Origin of the sequence: Hymenobacter glacialis (assembly GCF_001816165.1) — a bacterium.
Classification (GTDB): Bacteria; Bacteroidota; Bacteroidia; order Cytophagales; family Hymenobacteraceae; genus Hymenobacter; species Hymenobacter glacialis.
The window spans coordinates 26,921-43,020 of the sequence record NZ_MDZC01000049.1 but is presented as its reverse complement, the minus strand read 5'-3'; the positions used below and the strand labels follow the sequence as shown (position 1 = coordinate 43,020).

The window sequence follows — 16,100 nt, the reverse complement described above, 5'->3', positions numbered from 1 at the left end:
GCACCTCTACTCCCCAAACCTCTCCCCCCAGCCGGCCCAGGCTTGCAGCCCACCAGTATGAACGGCGACCACCGTACTGCCCCGCGCGAAGTAGCCTTTCCCAATCAAATCCAGCACCCCCGCCATCATTTTTCCGGTGTAAATGGGGTCGAGCAGAACACCGTGCCGGGCTTGGAATTGCTGAATAAAGCCCAAAAGCTCCGCCGAGTATTTGGCGTAGCCGCCGAAGTGGTAGTCCGTATGCAGCGAGAAGTTGTTGAAAGCCCGCCCAGCCGCCAAATGAGTTAGCGCATCTACTTCGGCTTTTAGAAAACCGCCGTTTTTCAGCGCTGCCACGCCCAGGACTCGCTCGGTTTCAGCCAGTCCTGTGACCAGTCCGGCCAGGGTGCCACCCGTGCCCACCGCCACGGCCAGAGCGTCAAAACTCGTTTGCTGGCGGATTTCGGCCACCAGCTCGGCACAGCCGGGCAGGGCCAGCGCGTTGGTGCCGCCTTCAGGCAGCACGTACGCCGGGCCGAAGCGCGCCAGCTGTTCAGCCAGGAATTCCGGCTCGGCCCGGCGGCGGTAGCTGCTGCGGTCCAGGTAGTGCAGGGCCATGCCATCGGCCGTGGCCTGGGCCAGGGTGGGGTTCAGACGGGCCGGCTCGTGGCCCTCCGCTGGCGCATCACCCCGAATCAGGCCAATGGTGTTGAAGCCGAACAGGCGGCCAGCCATGGCCACGGCAGCAATGTGGTTGGAGTACGCACCACCAAAAGTCAGCAGGGTGTGGTGGCCCTGCTGCCGGGCCGCTGCCAGGTTGTACTTCAGCTTGCGGGCCTTATTGCCGGGCAGGTCGGGGTTCGCCAAATCATCGCGCCACAGCAGCAGGCGCACGCCATGTGCGTCCGCAATGGGCTCGTTGATTTCCTGCAAAAGCTCCTCCACGATTCCAGAGTTGAACAATGCTGCGCTCGCGTCCACCTCACCCCCTAGCCCCCTCTCCAAAAGAGAGGGGGAACTAGTTTTTAGCTTTTTCAACCCTACCCTTTAGAAACAAGAATATTAGAGACTAAGGCTAGTTCCCCCTCTCTTTTGGAGAGGGGGTTAGGGGGTGAGGCGGGCGTGAGGGTATTTTTAAGACCGTCTCTAAGCCACCGGCACGGCGGCTACCGGCACATTGGCCACGCGCTTGCGGCGGAAGGCGTACACGCCCGCCCCTACCAGCACCAGCAGCAAGGCAATGCTCGAGGCCAGCGAAACCCCGTTGCCGATGGCGTAGGACTTAGGCTCAAACTTGAAGCTGACGGTATGCGAGCCGGCCGGCACCTGCAGGGCGCGCAGCACGTAGTTGGCCCGAATGTGCGGCACCGGCTTGCCGTCGATAAAGGCCTGCCAGCCATCGGCATAATAAATTTCCGAGAAGGCCACCAAGCCGGGATTCGTAGCGGTGTAGCGGTAGTTGAGCTCGTCGGGGGTGTAGCCAACCAGCTTGATGGTGGAGCCAGTCACGTCGTAGGTGGCTGCTTTTTGCTGGGCGAATTTGCTCACGTCCACCACGGCCTCGGTGGCAGGGCTGAGCGTGCTGAGGGCGGCCATTTCTTCATCGGGGCTGTTCACGGTTTTCACCTCCCGCACAAACCAGGCGTTGCCCAGCGCTCCAGGGTTGCGCTGCACGGGCTGCTTGGGGTCTCCGGTAATGAGGTAGCGCATGTTCAGCATGTTGAGCACCTGCTGGTTGTTGTTGGAAATCTGGCGCTCGATGAGGTCCTGGTAGCGGCGCAGCTTGGCGCCGTGGTAGCCGCCAATGCTCTTGTGGAAGTACGACGTCTGGGCTTCGTTGAAAGGATTGCCCAGGTTGAGCACGCGGTAGCTCAGGTCGGTGTCCCGCAGTATCAGCTCATCGGCCGGGGTGGGCTGGAAGCTGGCCGCAATGCTGGTGGGCTGGAACTTGTCGCTGCCGAGGTAGCGCTTGTCCACGCCCCACAAATCAACCAGCACCAGCAGCACCATGATGGCAGCGGCTGGCATGGTGTTCAGCTTGCCCTTCAAATGAAAATACAGCACGCCCAGCGCCGCGCCAATGAACAGCAGTCCGCGCCACACGTCGCTACGCAGCAGGTCGGCGCGGTCGGCGCGCAGGGCCGTGAGCAGCTCCGGCGTGAAGCCCTGTTTGGTCAGTTCCCCATCAATGGGGGCGGCAAAATCGAAGCTGAAGCTGGCCAGGTACGCCAGCACGCACAGACCCGCCGTGATGGCACCCGCGTAGAGCACCTGGGGCAGCAAGGCCGCTGCCTCGCCCGATACCGGAGCGGCCACTGTTGTACCAGCAGCCTTCACCGCTTTGGCCAGAGCTGGGTGCAGCTGCGCGTCGGCCGGCACTACAGGCTGCGGCGCGGTGCGGGGGCGTAGCACGCGGCTGAGCGCCAGGGCACCCAGAATGGGCATAGCCAGCTGCGCAATTACCAGCGCCATACTCACCGCCCGAAACTTGTTGTAACCCGGCAGCAAGTCAAAAATCAGGTAGTTGAACGTCTCAAAGTTCTTGCCCCAGGCCAGTAGAATAGACAGGATGGTGCCGGCCAGCAGCCAGTAGCGCGTGCGCTTGTCTACCACAAACAGGCCCAAAATGAACAGGAAGCACACCACCGCACCCATGTAAACCGGGCCGGCCGTGTAGCTCTGCTGGCCCCAATAGGTGGGCATGCCGGCCAGGTACTCCTGCGGCAGGCCTGCCTTGGCCAGGTTAGAATCGGTGCCGAGCGGCATGGCGCTGGCGCCGCCGTAGAAGTTGGGAATGAGCAGCGTAATGGTTTCGCCCACGCCGTAGCTGTACTGGAACGCATAATCGCGGTCCACGCCCGTGCTCTCGTCGGCAGCAGCCGCTGCGGGGGCCTGGCCGGGAGCCGTGGGCGCCGAGGTTTTCAGCTCGGTGCGGCCGCGGTTGCTGTATTTGCTGTATTCGAGGGTGGTGTAAAGGCGGCCGAAGCTCACGCCCACGGCCAGCGCCGCGCCCAGGCCCAACAACGCCGTGCGCTTAAAGAACTCGGGCAGGCGCCCGGCGCGGTAGGCCGCCACCAGCTCCATGATGCCGAAAATGGCAATCAACAGCAGCAAGTAGTAGGTGATTTGCAGGTGGTTGGCGCGCACGTTTAGGGTGAGGCCCACGGCAAATAGCGCGGCACCCAGCCACTTATCGCGGCGGTAGGCCACCAGCACGCCGCCCAGCACCAGCGGCGCGTAGGCCAGGGCAATGCTCTTGGTGTTGTGGCCCGCGGCCAGAATGGCGAGGTTGTAGCTGGAAAAGCCCAGCGCCACGGCACCGGCCACGGCTATGAGCGGCCGCACGCCCAGCGCCACCAGCAGAATGTAGCCACACAGCAGCGCCAGAAACAAATTGGCCACCACGGCGGGCAAGCCCAGGGTCATAATGGTTTGCAGGTACCCCGACCAGTCGCCCGGAAAGTGCAGGCTGATGAGGTAGGTGGGCATGCCCGAAAACATGGAATTCGTCCACAGCGCCTCCCGGCCCATGGCCTTGGCGTACTCCTGGGCCTCGTGGGCACCGCCCTGAAACTGGGTGATGTCGTGCTGGGCCAGGCTCTTGCCCTCGAACATTATAGGCGAGAAGTACAGGCTGGCCAGCACCACAAAAAACAGCACCGCCAGCACGTGCGGCAAAGCCCGCCGCCACCAGGGCGCAGACGAAATAGGAGAAGCAGAAGCAACAGCAGCCATCGGGGCGATTTTAGAAAACACAAAAACGTGCCCGAAGGTACAGTCGCGCAGGGTTACGCGAAGGAAAAAAGAAGTCTCGTCAGGGTGTGAGCACTCCCCTTAGCGAGACTTGATTTTTACTTTGCGCAACTTTGCGCGCTATTTTATCTCCTCAAAATCAACGTATTCGCCACCTTTGAAACCCTGCGGCTTATCGGCTTCGGCGGCTGCGGGCGGCACGTAGTCTACCCGGACTTCGCCGGGCACCGCCACCGGGCCCGGCTGCTGCGGCGGCGCCATAAAGCCGCCGTTGCGCATCTGCTTGCGCACAAACCCCGCCAGCACCAGCCGCAGCACAATGGGCAGCACGTAGCGCAGCGCAATAAAAACCAAAATGAGGATGAACCAGAAACGCATGGAGCTAGAAACGTAAATGCCGCCGCAAGGTACAGCCAGCGCGTGCAGACGTACTGTTTGGCAACGTATTTTGAACTGATTTTGGTGCAACTACTTATTCCGCAGCGCTCGGTCCACGGTACTCGCAACCCCGCGCAGCAATTCCACAACAGCCAAGGGTTGATTGTGCAGCAAAACGCCCGGCCCGACAAAGGGGTTACCAAACTTTTCCCGAACAGCGGTTGCGCGGCTTCCGGCGTGGTGCCTATCTTTGCAGTCCCATCCAATACGCTGGCTGGGAATTACGCCTCTTTAGCTCAGCTGGTAGAGCAGCTCATTCGTAATGAGCAGGTCGTTGGTTCGAGTCCAATAAGAGGCTCCAGTAAAAGCAGAAAGGCCCTTCTCCAATGCGAGAAGGGCCTTTCTGTTTTTACTGGAGCCTCTTTATGAAGCGAATGCCGCTTCAGAAGCGGGGCCCTGGGTGCCGGCACCCGCAGTTGCCGCGGTATTGAACGAGGCGACTACGCTAACAGCTTCGGCCAGGAATTCCGGCTCGGCCTCAATATGGTTGCCCACTACCACCACATCGGCCCCGGCAGCCAGGGCAGCGTACACTTTTTCGCCGGTATTGAGGCCGCCACCCACGATGATGGGAGCAATCACGGCTTCGCGCACGGCTGCAATCATGGCGGCCGACACGGGGTTTTGGGCGCCGCTGCCGCCGTCCAGGTACATCAGCTTCAGGCCCAGCTGCTCGCCGGCCAGGGCGGTGCAGGCGGCAATGCCGGGCTTGTTGTGAGGGAGCGGCGCGGTGCCGCTCATGTAGGAAGCCGTGGTGGGCCGGCCCGATTCGACCAGCATGTAGCCGGTGGGCAGCAGCTGCAGGCCGCTGGCGCGCAGGCGCGGCGCCGCCACCACGTGCTGGCCAATCAGAAAATCAGGGTTGCGGCCCGAGATGAGCGAAAGCAGCAGCACGCCATCGGCAGGGCCATCCAGGTGCAGGCTGTGGCTGGGGAACAGCAGCACCGGCACCGTGGAGTGCTCCTTAATCAACGCAATAAGGGCAGCCTGGTGCGAACTTAGCACCAGGCTGCCCCCCACGAAAAAGTAATCAACCGGATGCGCCTGGCTCAGGCGCAACAGGTGTAACAGACTGTCTTCGTCTAAATTATCTGGGTCGAGCAGCACGGCCAGCGCCTTGCGGCCTTGCTGCTGGCGAGTGCAGAGCTCATCATAGAGAAGCGGAGTGGGTGAACGCATCCGGGGAACTGGGAGTGGCGGGCGAATTGACGGGAGTAAACCCGTTATCGGCTGGTGCGGGGTCGGGGGAGTTCGCAAGGTCGGCATTTTTGTCGGCCGGGAAAAACTCACTCACTTTTTTTGTCACCATGGCCAGCACTACAGCCGCCGCCTGGGCCACCAATATCTTACCGGTGTCGGACTGCAGGAAGGACTGCAACACACCAGCCACCATGCTGGGCTGGCGCGGTGCCAGGGCGGCAAGCTGGCCGTTTCCTTCGTCGAAGGCATGCGAAGCGGGCAGGCGACGGCTGTCGTCGTAGGGCAAATCCTGGAAGGGGTCGTCCTCAAAATCTTCGGTGTCGAACGGCGAGGGCTCGTGCTCCTGGCGGCTGGCGGCCTTGAGCTTGGCTGCACCATTAACGGGTGCAATTCCCAAGGCAGCATCGTCGTCATTGTCGCTTTCGTCAGCGTCCTCGTCCATAAAGACCTGGGCCGAAGCCGAGGCTGACTTACTGTGCGTCACGCTCTTGTAGCGCTTGCCATTGCCAGCAGTGTAGTACTCGCTGCCAAAGCCGTTGTCGGCATCAAAATCGGCGGTGTCGTCGGAACCGAAATCGTCCCAACCGGCCTCGTTGTCATCCTGGCTGAACTCGTTGCGGAATTTGCGCTTGCGCTTCTTTCCACCGAAGGCCTTGGATATGAGCCAGATGCCACCGGCCAGGCCAGCCCCCACCAGGGCCACCTTGCCCACGGTTTTCGACTGGTCCTTGATGTGGTCTACGTCGCCGCGCAGGGCGCGCTCGTACTCGAGCTTCTTCCGCTCTAGGAATTCTTTTTCTTCGTCGAACAGGGGATTGTGCAAGTCACTCATAGCAGGCTAGGCTTGGCGTTTGTCAGATTTGTAAATGGTGTCTTTGAGCGCCTTGTTGGCAATGCCCTGGAAAGCGGCTTTATCCACGCCCACCAGCACGAGCACCAGCAGTATGAGGTAGAAGCCGGCCACAATGCCGAAGCCCCAGAAGGAGCTATCGAGGGCACTATTGAGGGCCAGCCCGGCAAATACGCTCAGGAAAATAACGAACATCAGGGCCAGAAGGGCCAGCGTTACGCCATGAACGGTGCTCACGAAGACTGTGGATACTTTTTGCTGGATTTCCAGCCGCACCAGGTCAATGCGCGTGTCGAGGTAGCCGGTCAGGTTGCCAATCAGGCTGTCGTTGCGGGGTGTTTTGGAGGTGTCGTCGTCGAAGAGCATACGGCGCGAAATTGGAGTGCAAGAAAGAAAAAAGGCTGAAATATATCCGCAACATCAGAAAAAAAACGCAGCGGACTGCGCCGGTTCTACGGAAAATTTCGGCGCGTGGCTGACTTTTGTGTGGTCAGTCGTGTTTGGTGCCCAGCGTGAGTCAAAATCATTATCAAGTCCTTGGAGTAGCCCCCACTGCTACGGCCGCCGAAATAAAGCGTGCCTACCGGCAACTGGTGGTGCGCTACCACCCCGACAAGCACGGCGGCGACCTGCGGTACGAGGACCAGTTTAAGGCCGTGGCCGTGGCGTACCGCGTGCTGGGCGACCCCGGCCGCCGCGCTTCATACGATTTCCAGCTCGCCCAGGCTGCCCGTCGGGCCGAGGACGTGCGGCGCCAGCAGCAGCACCGCCCCGCCACCCAGCACGTGTACGGGGTGCCCATGCCGCCGCCCGCGCCGCTGCGCACCCGCCCGCCCGCCGGCAGCCACGAGCGGCACTACCAGCGCATTCCGCGCCAGCGCCCGGGCTTCAACCGCCGCGACTGGGTGCTGACGCTGTTATTCCTGCTGGGCATTGCGCTGTTTGCGCTGGCCGTGAAGGTGACCATGGACCGTGTGACGGCCGCCAGCAACTACAAAGACGGCATGCAGGCCTACGGCCGGGGCCAGTTGGCGGCGGCCTACAGCTTCATGGACGAAACCCTGCACTTCCGCCCCGATTATGCGCCGGCCCTGCGCCGACGGGCCGAGCTGGAGCTATTGGCAAACCGCGACCCCCGTGCCGCGCGCGCCGATTTCCAGGCGGCCCTGCTACAGCCCCAGCCCCGCCGCCGGGCCGCCGACATGCTGTTCCGACTGGCTCGCTGCGAAACCGACCTTGGCCTGCCCACCGCCGCGGAGCTCAATTTTACCCGCGCCCTGGTGCTGGACAGCACCCTGAGCGCCGCTTACCTGGCCCGTGGCACCGCCCGCCTGCTCGACCTGGCCCAGCCCGAAAAGGGCTTGGCCGACCTTGACTACGGCCTGGCTCAGCGCCGGCGGGCCGGGGCGGCCACGCCCTGGCACTACGTGCAGGTGCGCGGGCTGGCCCTCACGGCCCTGGGCCGCTACGACAGCGCCCGCACGGCTTATTTTGAGGTGCTGCAGGCCCGGCCGCGCGATGGGCGCACGCATTTTCTGCTGGGCCGGCTGGCAGGCCGCACCGGCGACACGACCGCTGCCTGCGAGTTTTACCGCCGCGCCCTGCTGCTGGGCTACGAGTACGCCCGCACAGCGGAGGAAAAGTGCAGGTGAGAATTCAGAACGTTGTGCTTCGGCTGCGCTCAGCATGACGTTCTTTTTTGCTGCGGTTACTTTTGCACGACCAACATTTAGCAGGCGCAAGCAGAGCGATGAACCCGCATTGTGGGACCGACCTGCAAGAATCCATCCTGCTCCCAAAACGCAAACAACCGCTGCTGGCACGGGGCCGGCAGCGGTTGTTTGCGTTTGTTAGATAGCTCAGAGAAGATTAGTTAGGCAGGAGCACTGTGTCCACTACGTGGATAACGCCGTTGCTTTGCATCACGTTGGCGATGGTTACCATCGACATACCGCCTTTTTCGTCTTTCAGTTCAATCTTCTTGCCCTTCATCATGGCCGTGAGGGTGCCGCCGCTCACGGTTTTGAGGGTGGCGCTGCCTTTGCCGGCTTTGATGGCTTTCATCAGGTCGGCGGCGGTCATGCGGCCGGCTATTACGTGGTAGGTCAGGATTTTGGTGAGCGTCTCCTTGCTCTCGGGCTTCACGAGGGTTTCTACCGTGCCAGCGGGCAGTTTGCCGAAAGCAGCGTTGGTAGGAGCAAATACGGTGAAGGGACCAGCGCTTTGCAGGGTCTCTACGAGGCCAGCAGCCTTCACAGCGGCTACCAGGGTGGTGTGGTCTTTCGAGTTAACGGCATTTTCCACGATGTTCTTCGTGGGGTACATAGGTGCGCCGCCCACCATCACGGTCTTGGTCTTGGACTGGGCCGAAACAGTGGTGGTAGCACCAACGCTGAACATGGCAACCAAGGCGAGCGAAAACAAAGTCTTTTTCATCAGAATAAATAAATGGTTGTTGTTTTAAAGATGACCCACCTACGCCACGGCTTGCGCCAACGGATTGCCTGAAGCGGATTTTTCCTGATTGCGGGCGCGTCCGGCCGGGATGGTCACGCGCCAGGGTGTGTGCCCACAAACCATTTGCCGCACCTGTTGCTTGCTGCCTTATGCGCATTCTACCCCTGCTGTGTTTTCTGTTGCTTGCCCTTGGCAGCCGGGCCCAAAACGCCAGCACCGTGGCCGGCACCGTGCGCGACCGCGCTACTCAGGAGGTGCTGCCCGGCGTGAGCATCACCCTGGAAGGCACTGATTTTAGCACCGCTACCGATGCTGAGGGACGCTACCGTCTTACGGGCGTGCCGGCCGGGCCCTACAACCTGCGCGCCACCTTCGTGGGCTACGATGCGCTGCTACGCGCCAACATTGCCCTGAGCAGTGGCAACGTGAACACCCTCAACCTGGAGCTAAATGCCGCGCCCCAGGCCCTGAGCGAAGTAACCGTGACGGCCAGCCGCGCCATTCGGGTAGCCACGCCCGAAACCCCGCTCAGCGTGCAGCGCCTCACCACCGAGGAAATAAAGAGCAACCCGGGCGGCAACTTCGACATTTCGCGGGTGGTGCAGAGCCTGCCCGGCGTGGGCGGCGGCGGCAGCGGCGGCACGGCCGGCTTCCGCAACGACATCATTATCCGGGGCGGGGCGCCCAACGAAAACGTGTACTACCTGGACGGCATCGAGGTGCCGGTCATCAACCACTTTCCCACGCAGGGCAGTGCGGGCGGGCCAGCTGGTATTCTCAACGTGAGCTTTATTGAAGACGTGACGCTGAGCAGCTCCGCGTTTCAGGCGCGGTACGACAACGCGCTGAGCTCGGTGCTGCAGTTCCGGCAGCGCGACGGCAACTCCGAGCGCATTCAGGGCAACCTGCGCACGTCGGGTACCGAAGTAGCGGCCACGCTGGAGGGGCCGCTTACGCCGAATACCACATTTCTAGCTTCGGCCCGGCGCAGTTATCTGCAGGTGCTCTTTAAGCTGATTGACTTGCCCATCCGGCCAGATTTCTACGATTTTCAGTTCAAAACCACCACCAGGCTCTCGCCCAAAACCACCATTACCACCCTGGGGCTGGGCGCCATTGACCACTTTGAAATAAAGGCGCCCAAAAACAGCTCGCCTTCCAAGGAATTTGTGCTGCGCTCCAACCCTACCATTGACCAATGGAATTACACGGTGGGCGCGAACCTGCGCCATTTAGTGGACAATGGCTTCGTGAATGTGGCCCTGAGCCGTACCCAGCAATACGGCCAGGCCGACCAGTTTACCTACGGCTTTGAGGGCCAGGAAGCCTTCCGTAAGCTGGCCGCCCGCAACGGCGAAGTAGAAAACAAGCTGCGCGCCGATGTGAACAAGCGCGTGGGCCGCTGGCAGTACAGCTACGGCCTGGTGGGCCAGCTGCAGCACTACGACAACAACCTGACCAACCGCATCCGCTCGGAAGTGCGCAACGCCAGCGGCACGCTCGTGAGCCCCGCCGTGACGGTGCGCTTCGTGACCGACCTGGATTTTGTGCGCTACGGGGCCTTTGCGCAGGCCACCCGGGCCTACGGCGCCGAAAGCCGCCTGACCGTGTCGGCCGGTATTCGGGCCATGGTACCTCGGCCCTGGCCCAGGGCTACCGCCTCGACCGCACGCTTTCGCCCCGGGCGTCATTGTCCTACGCCCTGCGTCCCACCCTGAACCTGAACGCCTCGCTGGGGCGCTACTTTAAGATACCGCCCAGCACCATCCTGGGCTTTCGCGATGAGCGGGGCACCCGCCTCAACTCGGGTAGTAGCTACATCCGGTCCGACCACGCGGTGGCGGGCCTGGAGTGGCTGCCGGGCAAGGCCACGCGCTTCACGCTGGAGGGCTTTTATAAGAAGTACGCCAACTACCCGGTGAGCGTGCGCGACGGCATCAGCCTGGCCAACCTGGGCGGCGACTTCAACGCCATTGGCAACGAGGCCGTGACCAGCACCGGCCGGGGCCGCGCCTACGGGGCCGAGGCCTTTTTCCAGCAGAAGCTGAGCGGCAAGCTGTTTGCGGTGGTGTCGCTCACGGGCTTCCGCTCGGAGTTTTCGGGGGCCGATGGCGTGTACCAGCCCACGGCCTGGGACACGCGGTTTCTGGGGTCGGGGCTGCTGGGCTACCAGCTGGGCCGCGGCTGGGAAGTGGGCGCCAAGTACCGTGTGGGCGGCGGCGCGCCCTACACGCCCTACGACGAGGCCGCCAGCCGCGCCAGCTACCAGGCCGTGGGCACGGGCGTGCTGGACTACAGCCGCCTCAACACCCGGCGCCTCAAGAGCTTTCAGCAGCTGGACCTGCGCCTGGACAAGAAAATCAGCCTGCGCCGCCTGAGCTTTGACTTTTACATTGACGTGCAGAACGCGCTGCTCACCAAGCCTGTTTCGCCGCCCACCTACACCTTCGAGCGCACCGCCGACAACAGCGCCTACACCACCACCGACGGCCAGCCCCTGCGCCCCGACGGCCGCAACGCCGTGCCCATTCTGCTCCTGGACGATGATGCCTTGGTGGTGCCCACTATTGGCTTCATTGTGGAGTTTTAAACCTTCACCAATAGCGGGGCCAAAGTTGGACAATTCTCCGATGTGCCGGCCGGCACCCAACACGGCTGGTGGCAGGTGCGTGTGATTTGGCCGTGGTAGGTGCCGCGGCATGCGGGCCACTTGCTGCTTGCTGCGCCAAGAACAGCTGACATTCCGGGCACTTGGGGGTAACATTCGGAACTCCCTAATACATAGCCTCAAATAGGCCGGGCACCCCTAACTAGCGTTTTGCTTTTCATTAAACGAATTTAATGTTCAGTATTCAAATCCTATTCCATAGGATTCGCGTACCTCATCTATTGTATACGTTGGCTTCAGTGGCTGGCGCCTCTTTTTATCCGTTCACTTTTCTAGTAATCTACAAGCAAGTATGAACACAACATTACCTTCCTCCGCATTGGGTTTATGGCAACGCACCTCCCGGGTGCTGTCTGCCGCCGCCCTAACCATGGGCCTATTGGCCGCCGCGCCCAGCGCCCAAGCCCAAACCGTGTACGGCATCACGCCCAACGGAGCCGGGCTTGTGACTTTTAGCGCTGCTTCCCTGGCCTTGGGCAGCGCTCCCACCGTGGTGCCCGTTACCGGCGTCACGGCCGGGCAGGTCCTGGTAGGCATCGACTCGCGCCCCGCTACCGGCCAGCTGTTTGCCCTGGGCTACAACGGTGCCAGCACGGCCCAGCTCTACATTCTCAACACCACCACCGGGGTTGCCACCACCGTGGGCAGCTCGTTGGAGCTGAAGCTGGGCGGCGCTACCGAGCGCATTGGCTTCGACTTCAACCCCACCGTAGACCGCATCCGGGTGACGAGCAGCAACGACGCGAACTTCCGCCTCAACCCCAATAACGGCGCCTTGGCCTTCACCGACGGCAACATCAAGTTTCCGGCACCTTCTACCGACAACCCCGTGGTGGGCTCGGTGGCCTACACCAACAGTTTTATAGGTGCGGCCAGCACCACGCTCTACGACATCGACGAGAGCCGCTCGACGCTCTACATTCAGAACCCGCCCAACGACGGCGTGCTGACGGCCGGCGTGACCGTCATGCGCAACAGTGCCTCGCTGCTAACCGCCGGCGACCAGACGGACTTCGACATCTACACCGACCCCATGACGCGGGCCCAGAGCACCCTGCTGGCCGTAACCTCCGCGCTGAACCCCACCTCTACCGCCTTTTACAATCTTGACCTCGCTACCGGCAATGCTTCGCTTGTAAGCAATGGGTTTTCCTCTTTGGTTATCAGCGACATCGCCTTTGCCATCGACCGGACCGCGCCGGCTGCCAGCGGCCAGCAGCTGTACGCCGTGACGACGAACAACAGCCTGATTTCTTTCTTCTCGGGCACGCCGGGCTTTATCAACTCGGCGGTTACCATCACCGGCCTTGCCACCGGGCAGACGCTGGTGGGCACTGACTTCCGCCCCAACACCGGGCAGCTGTTTGGCATCGGCTACGATGCCGCTACTGCGGGCGCCAATACCCAGATTTATACCATCAACCTGAGCACGGGCGTAGCTACGTCGGTGGGCGCAGCCATTCGCCTGGAACTGGGCGGCGCTACCGATAACATCGGTTTTGACTTCAACCCCACGGTTGACCGCATCCGGGTGGTGAGCACCAACCGCGCCAACTTCCGCCTCAATCCCAACAACGGCGCTCTTGCCGCCACCGATGGCACCCTGACCTACGCCGCCGGCGACGTCAATGCCGGCGCTATTCCCCGCATCGGCTCGGTGGCTTACCGCAACAGCTTTGCCGGCAGCACCTCCACTGAGCTCTACGACATCGACGAGGCCCTGAGCACTCTGACCACGCAAGACCCGCCAAACGCTGGTGTCCTGAACACTGACGGCAACACCGGCCTGGCCCTGAACCAGGCCAACGCCTTGGTCGACCTTGATATTTATTACGACAACGCTGCTTCGTTGAACCGGGCTTTCCTGACGGCCAACCCCAACGGGCAGGCCAACAGCAATCTCTACACGCTCAACTTAGACACGGGCACGCCCACGCTGGTGGGCGCCATTGGCCTGGGCATCCCGGTGCGCGACGTAGCGGCCCTAATCGCGCCTCTTACCCAGCCCGCGCTGGTGGGTCGCCTGCTGTACGGCGTGGCCGGTGGCAACCTGATTTCGTTTGATTCGGGCAACCCCAACGTCATCCGCACGGCGGTGAACATCACCGGCCTGGGAGCTAGCCAAGTGCTGGTGGGCACTGACTTCCGGCCTTTCAATGGCTTGCTGTACGCCCTAGGCTACAACGCCACCGCTCAGCAGGGCCAGCTCTACACCCTCAACCTAACCACTGGTGCCCTGAGCGCGGTGGGCGGCCTCAATGCCGTTTCGCTCGGAGGAACTTCCGACGTTGGGTTTGATTTCAACCCTGTGGTCGACCGCGTACGCCTGCTGGGCGCCAACGGCAACAACTACCGTCTCCATCCGGACACTGGGGTACTCGTACAAACAGCCGACGGCTCAACCGGGCGGGCGCTGTCGGGTACGGCCTATACCAATAACGACAACAACGCCGCCACGGGCACTACGCAGTACGGCTACGACCAGACTACCAATGAACTGGTAATTTTCAGCAACCCCAACGCCGGCACCAACACCACAGTTGGCAGCTCCGGGATTGTGGTAAACACTGCCACTGGCGTCGATTTTGACATCTTCACCGACCTCACCACCCCCGCTACTCCTGCGAACACGGGCTTCCTGGCGGCTTCGCTCACAGGCACCACCACCGACAACCTTTATACCATCGACCTGGGTACGGGCAGCACCAGCCTGTTGGGCCGCATCGGCAACGGCAGCAACCTGACCGGTCTGGCGGCCTTCCTGGAGCCCGCTCCGGTTATTCTGGCGGGCATAACGTGGACCGGTGCGATAGACACCGACTGGGCTAAGGCAGGCAACTGGAGCCCCATGCAGGTACCTACCGCCACCGACAACGTAAACATTCCGGACGTGGCCAATGACCCCGTGGTAAGCGACCCGCGCCAAGTGAATAGCCTGTCGCTGGGCAATGGCGCTACGTTGACCACGGCCAACCAGAGCCTGCTGACACTGAACGGCAACTTTATTAACAACGGCGGCACGGTGCTGGGCGCGGGCACCGGCGAGGTGCGCTTCGCTGGCGCGACTCTGCAAACTATCAGCGGCACAGCCACCCAGTTCCAGAACCTGACCGCCAGCACGCCCGGCGGCCTGACGCTTAACGCGCCGACCAGCGTGCAGCGGGTACTGGCCCTCAACGCCGGCACCCTGACCACCAACGCCAACCTGACGCTGCTCTCCAATGCCAAAGGCACCGCCGAGGTAGTGAACAACGGCAGCAGCACGACCAGCGGCACGGCCACCGTGCAACGCTACATCGACCCTAGCCGCAACACCGGCCTGGGCTACCGCCACTACTCCGCGCCGGTAACCGGCAGCACAGTGGCCGACCTGGCTACGCCGGGCTTCACGCCCGTGGTGAACCCTGCCTACAACACGCAAGGCAACACCGTGGTGCCTTTCCCAACAGTATTTGGCTACGAGGAAAGCCGGGTGACAACCAGCGGCAACCCCGCGCCCCAGGATTTCGACAAGGGCTTCTTCTCGCCCAACACCCTCAACGACCCACTGCAGGTTACCCGCGGCTACACCGTGAACATTGCTTCGGCGGAAACGGTGGACTTCGTGGGTGCGCTCAACAACGGCACCTACAACACCGGCAACCTGACCCGCGGGGCGCAGACCATGTCGGGCTTCCACCTGCGCGGCAACCCTTACCCCTCGGCCATCAGCTGGGACGCTGTAGTGCGTAACAACGTGGACGCCACCGTGTACGTGTTCCGCTCGTCGGGCCAGTACGCCGGTACTTACTCCACCTACACCGTGAATGGGGCCGCCACCAACGGGGGCCAAGTCGAGATACCGGTGGCCCAGGGCTTCTTTGTACGGGCTAATAGCAATACAGCTGACCTGACCTTCAACAACACGGCCCGCATCACGGCTTACGCCAACCCGGTGTTTCAGCGCGGTGCCCTCACGGCCCCGCTTGTGCGCCTCGACCTGCGCAACGCCGCCGGTCTGGCTGATGAGGCCGTGGTGTACTTCGACGCCGCCGCCACGGCGGCCTTCGATTCGGAGTTGGATGCCTTTAAGCTGCTGGGTGGCTCGCCGCTGGCAGTGGCCAGCACCCTGGACGCCAGCACCCTGCTGGCCGTGAATGGCCTGCCCGCCCTCATGAGCACCGACGTGACTGTGCCGCTCCACGTGCAAACCACGGCGGGTGCCAACACGCTCAAAGCCTCCGAGCTGCTGCGTCTGCCCGCCGGCACCCGCGCTTACTTGCAGGATGCCCTCACCGGCACGGCCTTCGATCTGAGCCAGCCGGGGGGCTATTCCTTCACGGTAGCCACCGGGGCCACGGCCACGGGCCGCTTCTCGCTGCTCATCAGCCAGAAAACGGTACTCGCCAATGCTCCTTCGGCAGTTAGCCAGCAGGTGTCGGTGTACCCGAACCCGGCCCGCGACGCGGTGTCCATCAACCTGCCCGCTGCTTTGGCCAGCAAGGCCACGGAGGTGCAGCTGGTGAATTCCCTGGGCCAGGTGGTGCTGCGCGCCACACTGCCCGCCGGCAACGCCCGTCCGATTTCCATTGCAGGCATTGCCCGCGGTGTGTACACGGTTCGGATGCAAACCGAGCAAGGCACTGTGAACAAGCGCCTGGTAATCGAGTAGTAGCCAACCTGGTTTTACTTGCTTAAAAAGCCCCGTCTGCACATCGCAGGCGGGGCTTTTTTGTTGTCAAGCGCAGGGTTTCGGAAAGTAGTAACACCTGGAAA

11 protein-coding genes and 1 tRNA gene are annotated in these 16,100 nt (G+C 62.3%); 5 read left to right on the top strand and 7 right to left on the bottom strand.

The annotated features are described in order from the left end of the window. Positions 1–6: 6 nt before the first annotated feature. The 3 genes from BEN48_RS06375 to BEN48_RS06365 all read right to left on the bottom strand — a co-directional run bounded on the left by BEN48_RS06375 (position 7) and on the right by BEN48_RS06365 (position 4,110). Entirely contained in the window at positions 7–924 is a 918-nt protein-coding gene (locus BEN48_RS06375) for a 1-aminocyclopropane-1-carboxylate deaminase/D-cysteine desulfhydrase (protein ID WP_070733773.1), read from the bottom strand. A gap of 201 nt (positions 925–1,125) precedes the next feature. Then, positions 1,126–3,714, bottom strand: coding sequence for a YfhO family protein (locus tag BEN48_RS06370; RefSeq protein WP_070733772.1), 2,589 nt, complete (start codon positions 3,712–3,714; stop codon positions 1,126–1,128). Positions 3,715–3,852: 138 nt separating this feature from the next. Continuing rightward, a complete protein-coding gene (locus BEN48_RS06365) occupies positions 3,853–4,110 on the bottom strand; it encodes a hypothetical protein (RefSeq protein ID WP_070733771.1) in 258 nt (85 codons plus the stop codon). 285 nt (positions 4,111–4,395) lie between these two features. On the opposite strand from BEN48_RS06365, the gene BEN48_RS06360 reads away from it, so the two are divergent. Then, positions 4,396–4,471, top strand: a tRNA-Thr gene (locus tag BEN48_RS06360). Between the two features lie 62 nt (positions 4,472–4,533). Here the strand turns inward: BEN48_RS06360 and BEN48_RS06355 are convergent. Genes BEN48_RS06355 through BEN48_RS06345 form a run of 3 tightly spaced genes read right to left on the bottom strand, consistent with a single transcriptional unit; the run spans position 4,534 to position 6,586 of the window. Beyond that, entirely contained in the window at positions 4,534–5,349 is an 816-nt protein-coding gene (locus BEN48_RS06355) for a geranylgeranylglyceryl/heptaprenylglyceryl phosphate synthase (RefSeq protein ID WP_070733770.1), read from the bottom strand. Then, a complete protein-coding gene (locus tag BEN48_RS06350; RefSeq protein ID WP_070733769.1) occupies positions 5,321–6,202 on the bottom strand; it encodes a hypothetical protein in 882 nt (293 codons plus the stop codon). Before BEN48_RS06350 ends, BEN48_RS06355 begins: the two co-directional genes overlap by 29 nt. A gap of 6 nt (positions 6,203–6,208) precedes the next feature. Next, positions 6,209–6,586 (bottom strand): phage holin family protein, encoded by a 378-nt coding sequence (locus BEN48_RS06345; protein ID WP_070733768.1) that lies wholly within the window; start codon positions 6,584–6,586, stop codon positions 6,209–6,211. 146 nt (positions 6,587–6,732) lie between these two features. Between BEN48_RS06345 and BEN48_RS06340 the strand changes: the two genes are divergently transcribed. Beyond that, on the top strand, positions 6,733–7,872 hold the full coding sequence (locus BEN48_RS06340) for a J domain-containing protein (protein WP_158010115.1): 1,140 nt from the start codon (positions 6,733–6,735) through the stop codon (positions 7,870–7,872). 217 nt (positions 7,873–8,089) lie between these two features. Here the strand turns inward: BEN48_RS06340 and BEN48_RS06335 are convergent, their stop codons facing one another. Further along, positions 8,090–8,620, bottom strand: coding sequence for a fasciclin domain-containing protein (locus BEN48_RS06335; RefSeq protein ID WP_394330926.1), 531 nt, complete (start codon positions 8,618–8,620; stop codon positions 8,090–8,092). 206 nt (positions 8,621–8,826) lie between these two features. On the opposite strand from BEN48_RS06335, the gene BEN48_RS19665 reads away from it, so the two are divergent. The 3 genes from BEN48_RS19665 (at position 8,827) to BEN48_RS06325 (ending at position 15,996) form a co-directional block, all read left to right on the top strand. After that, positions 8,827–10,395 (top strand): TonB-dependent receptor, encoded by a 1,569-nt coding sequence (locus BEN48_RS19665; protein ID WP_241502195.1) that lies wholly within the window; start codon positions 8,827–8,829, stop codon positions 10,393–10,395. Further along, positions 10,368–11,267: a TonB-dependent receptor gene (locus BEN48_RS19660; RefSeq protein WP_394330925.1), complete on the top strand. Its 900-nt coding sequence runs from the start codon at positions 10,368–10,370 to the stop codon at positions 11,265–11,267. The genes BEN48_RS19665 and BEN48_RS19660 overlap by 28 nt, the downstream gene beginning before the upstream one ends. 370 nt (positions 11,268–11,637) lie before the next feature. Next, a complete protein-coding gene (locus tag BEN48_RS06325) occupies positions 11,638–15,996 on the top strand; it encodes a DUF4394 domain-containing protein (protein ID WP_083320819.1) in 4,359 nt (1,452 codons plus the stop codon). The last annotated feature ends 104 nt before the right edge of the window (positions 15,997–16,100 follow it).

Coding starts and splice junctions, on each gene's coding strand:
- BEN48_RS06370 (WP_070733772.1), bottom strand. CDS start 3,714: ATGGCTGCTGTTGCTTCTGCTTCTCCTATTTCGTCTGCGCCCTGGTGG.
- BEN48_RS06365 (WP_070733771.1), bottom strand. CDS start 4,110: ATGCGTTTCTGGTTCATCCTCATTTTGGTTTTTATTGCGCTGCGCTAC.
- BEN48_RS06355 (WP_070733770.1), bottom strand. CDS start 5,349: ATGCGTTCACCCACTCCGCTTCTCTATGATGAGCTCTGCACTCGCCAG.
- BEN48_RS06350 (WP_070733769.1), bottom strand. CDS start 6,202: ATGAGTGACTTGCACAATCCCCTGTTCGACGAAGAAAAAGAATTCCTA.
- BEN48_RS06345 (WP_070733768.1), bottom strand. CDS start 6,586: ATGCTCTTCGACGACGACACCTCCAAAACACCCCGCAACGACAGCCTG.
- BEN48_RS06335 (WP_394330926.1), bottom strand. CDS start 8,620: ATGTTCAGCGTTGGTGCTACCACCACTGTTTCGGCCCAGTCCAAGACC.
- BEN48_RS19665 (WP_241502195.1), top strand. CDS start 8,827: ATGCGCATTCTACCCCTGCTGTGTTTTCTGTTGCTTGCCCTTGGCAGC.
- BEN48_RS06325 (WP_083320819.1), top strand. CDS start 11,638: ATGAACACAACATTACCTTCCTCCGCATTGGGTTTATGGCAACGCACC.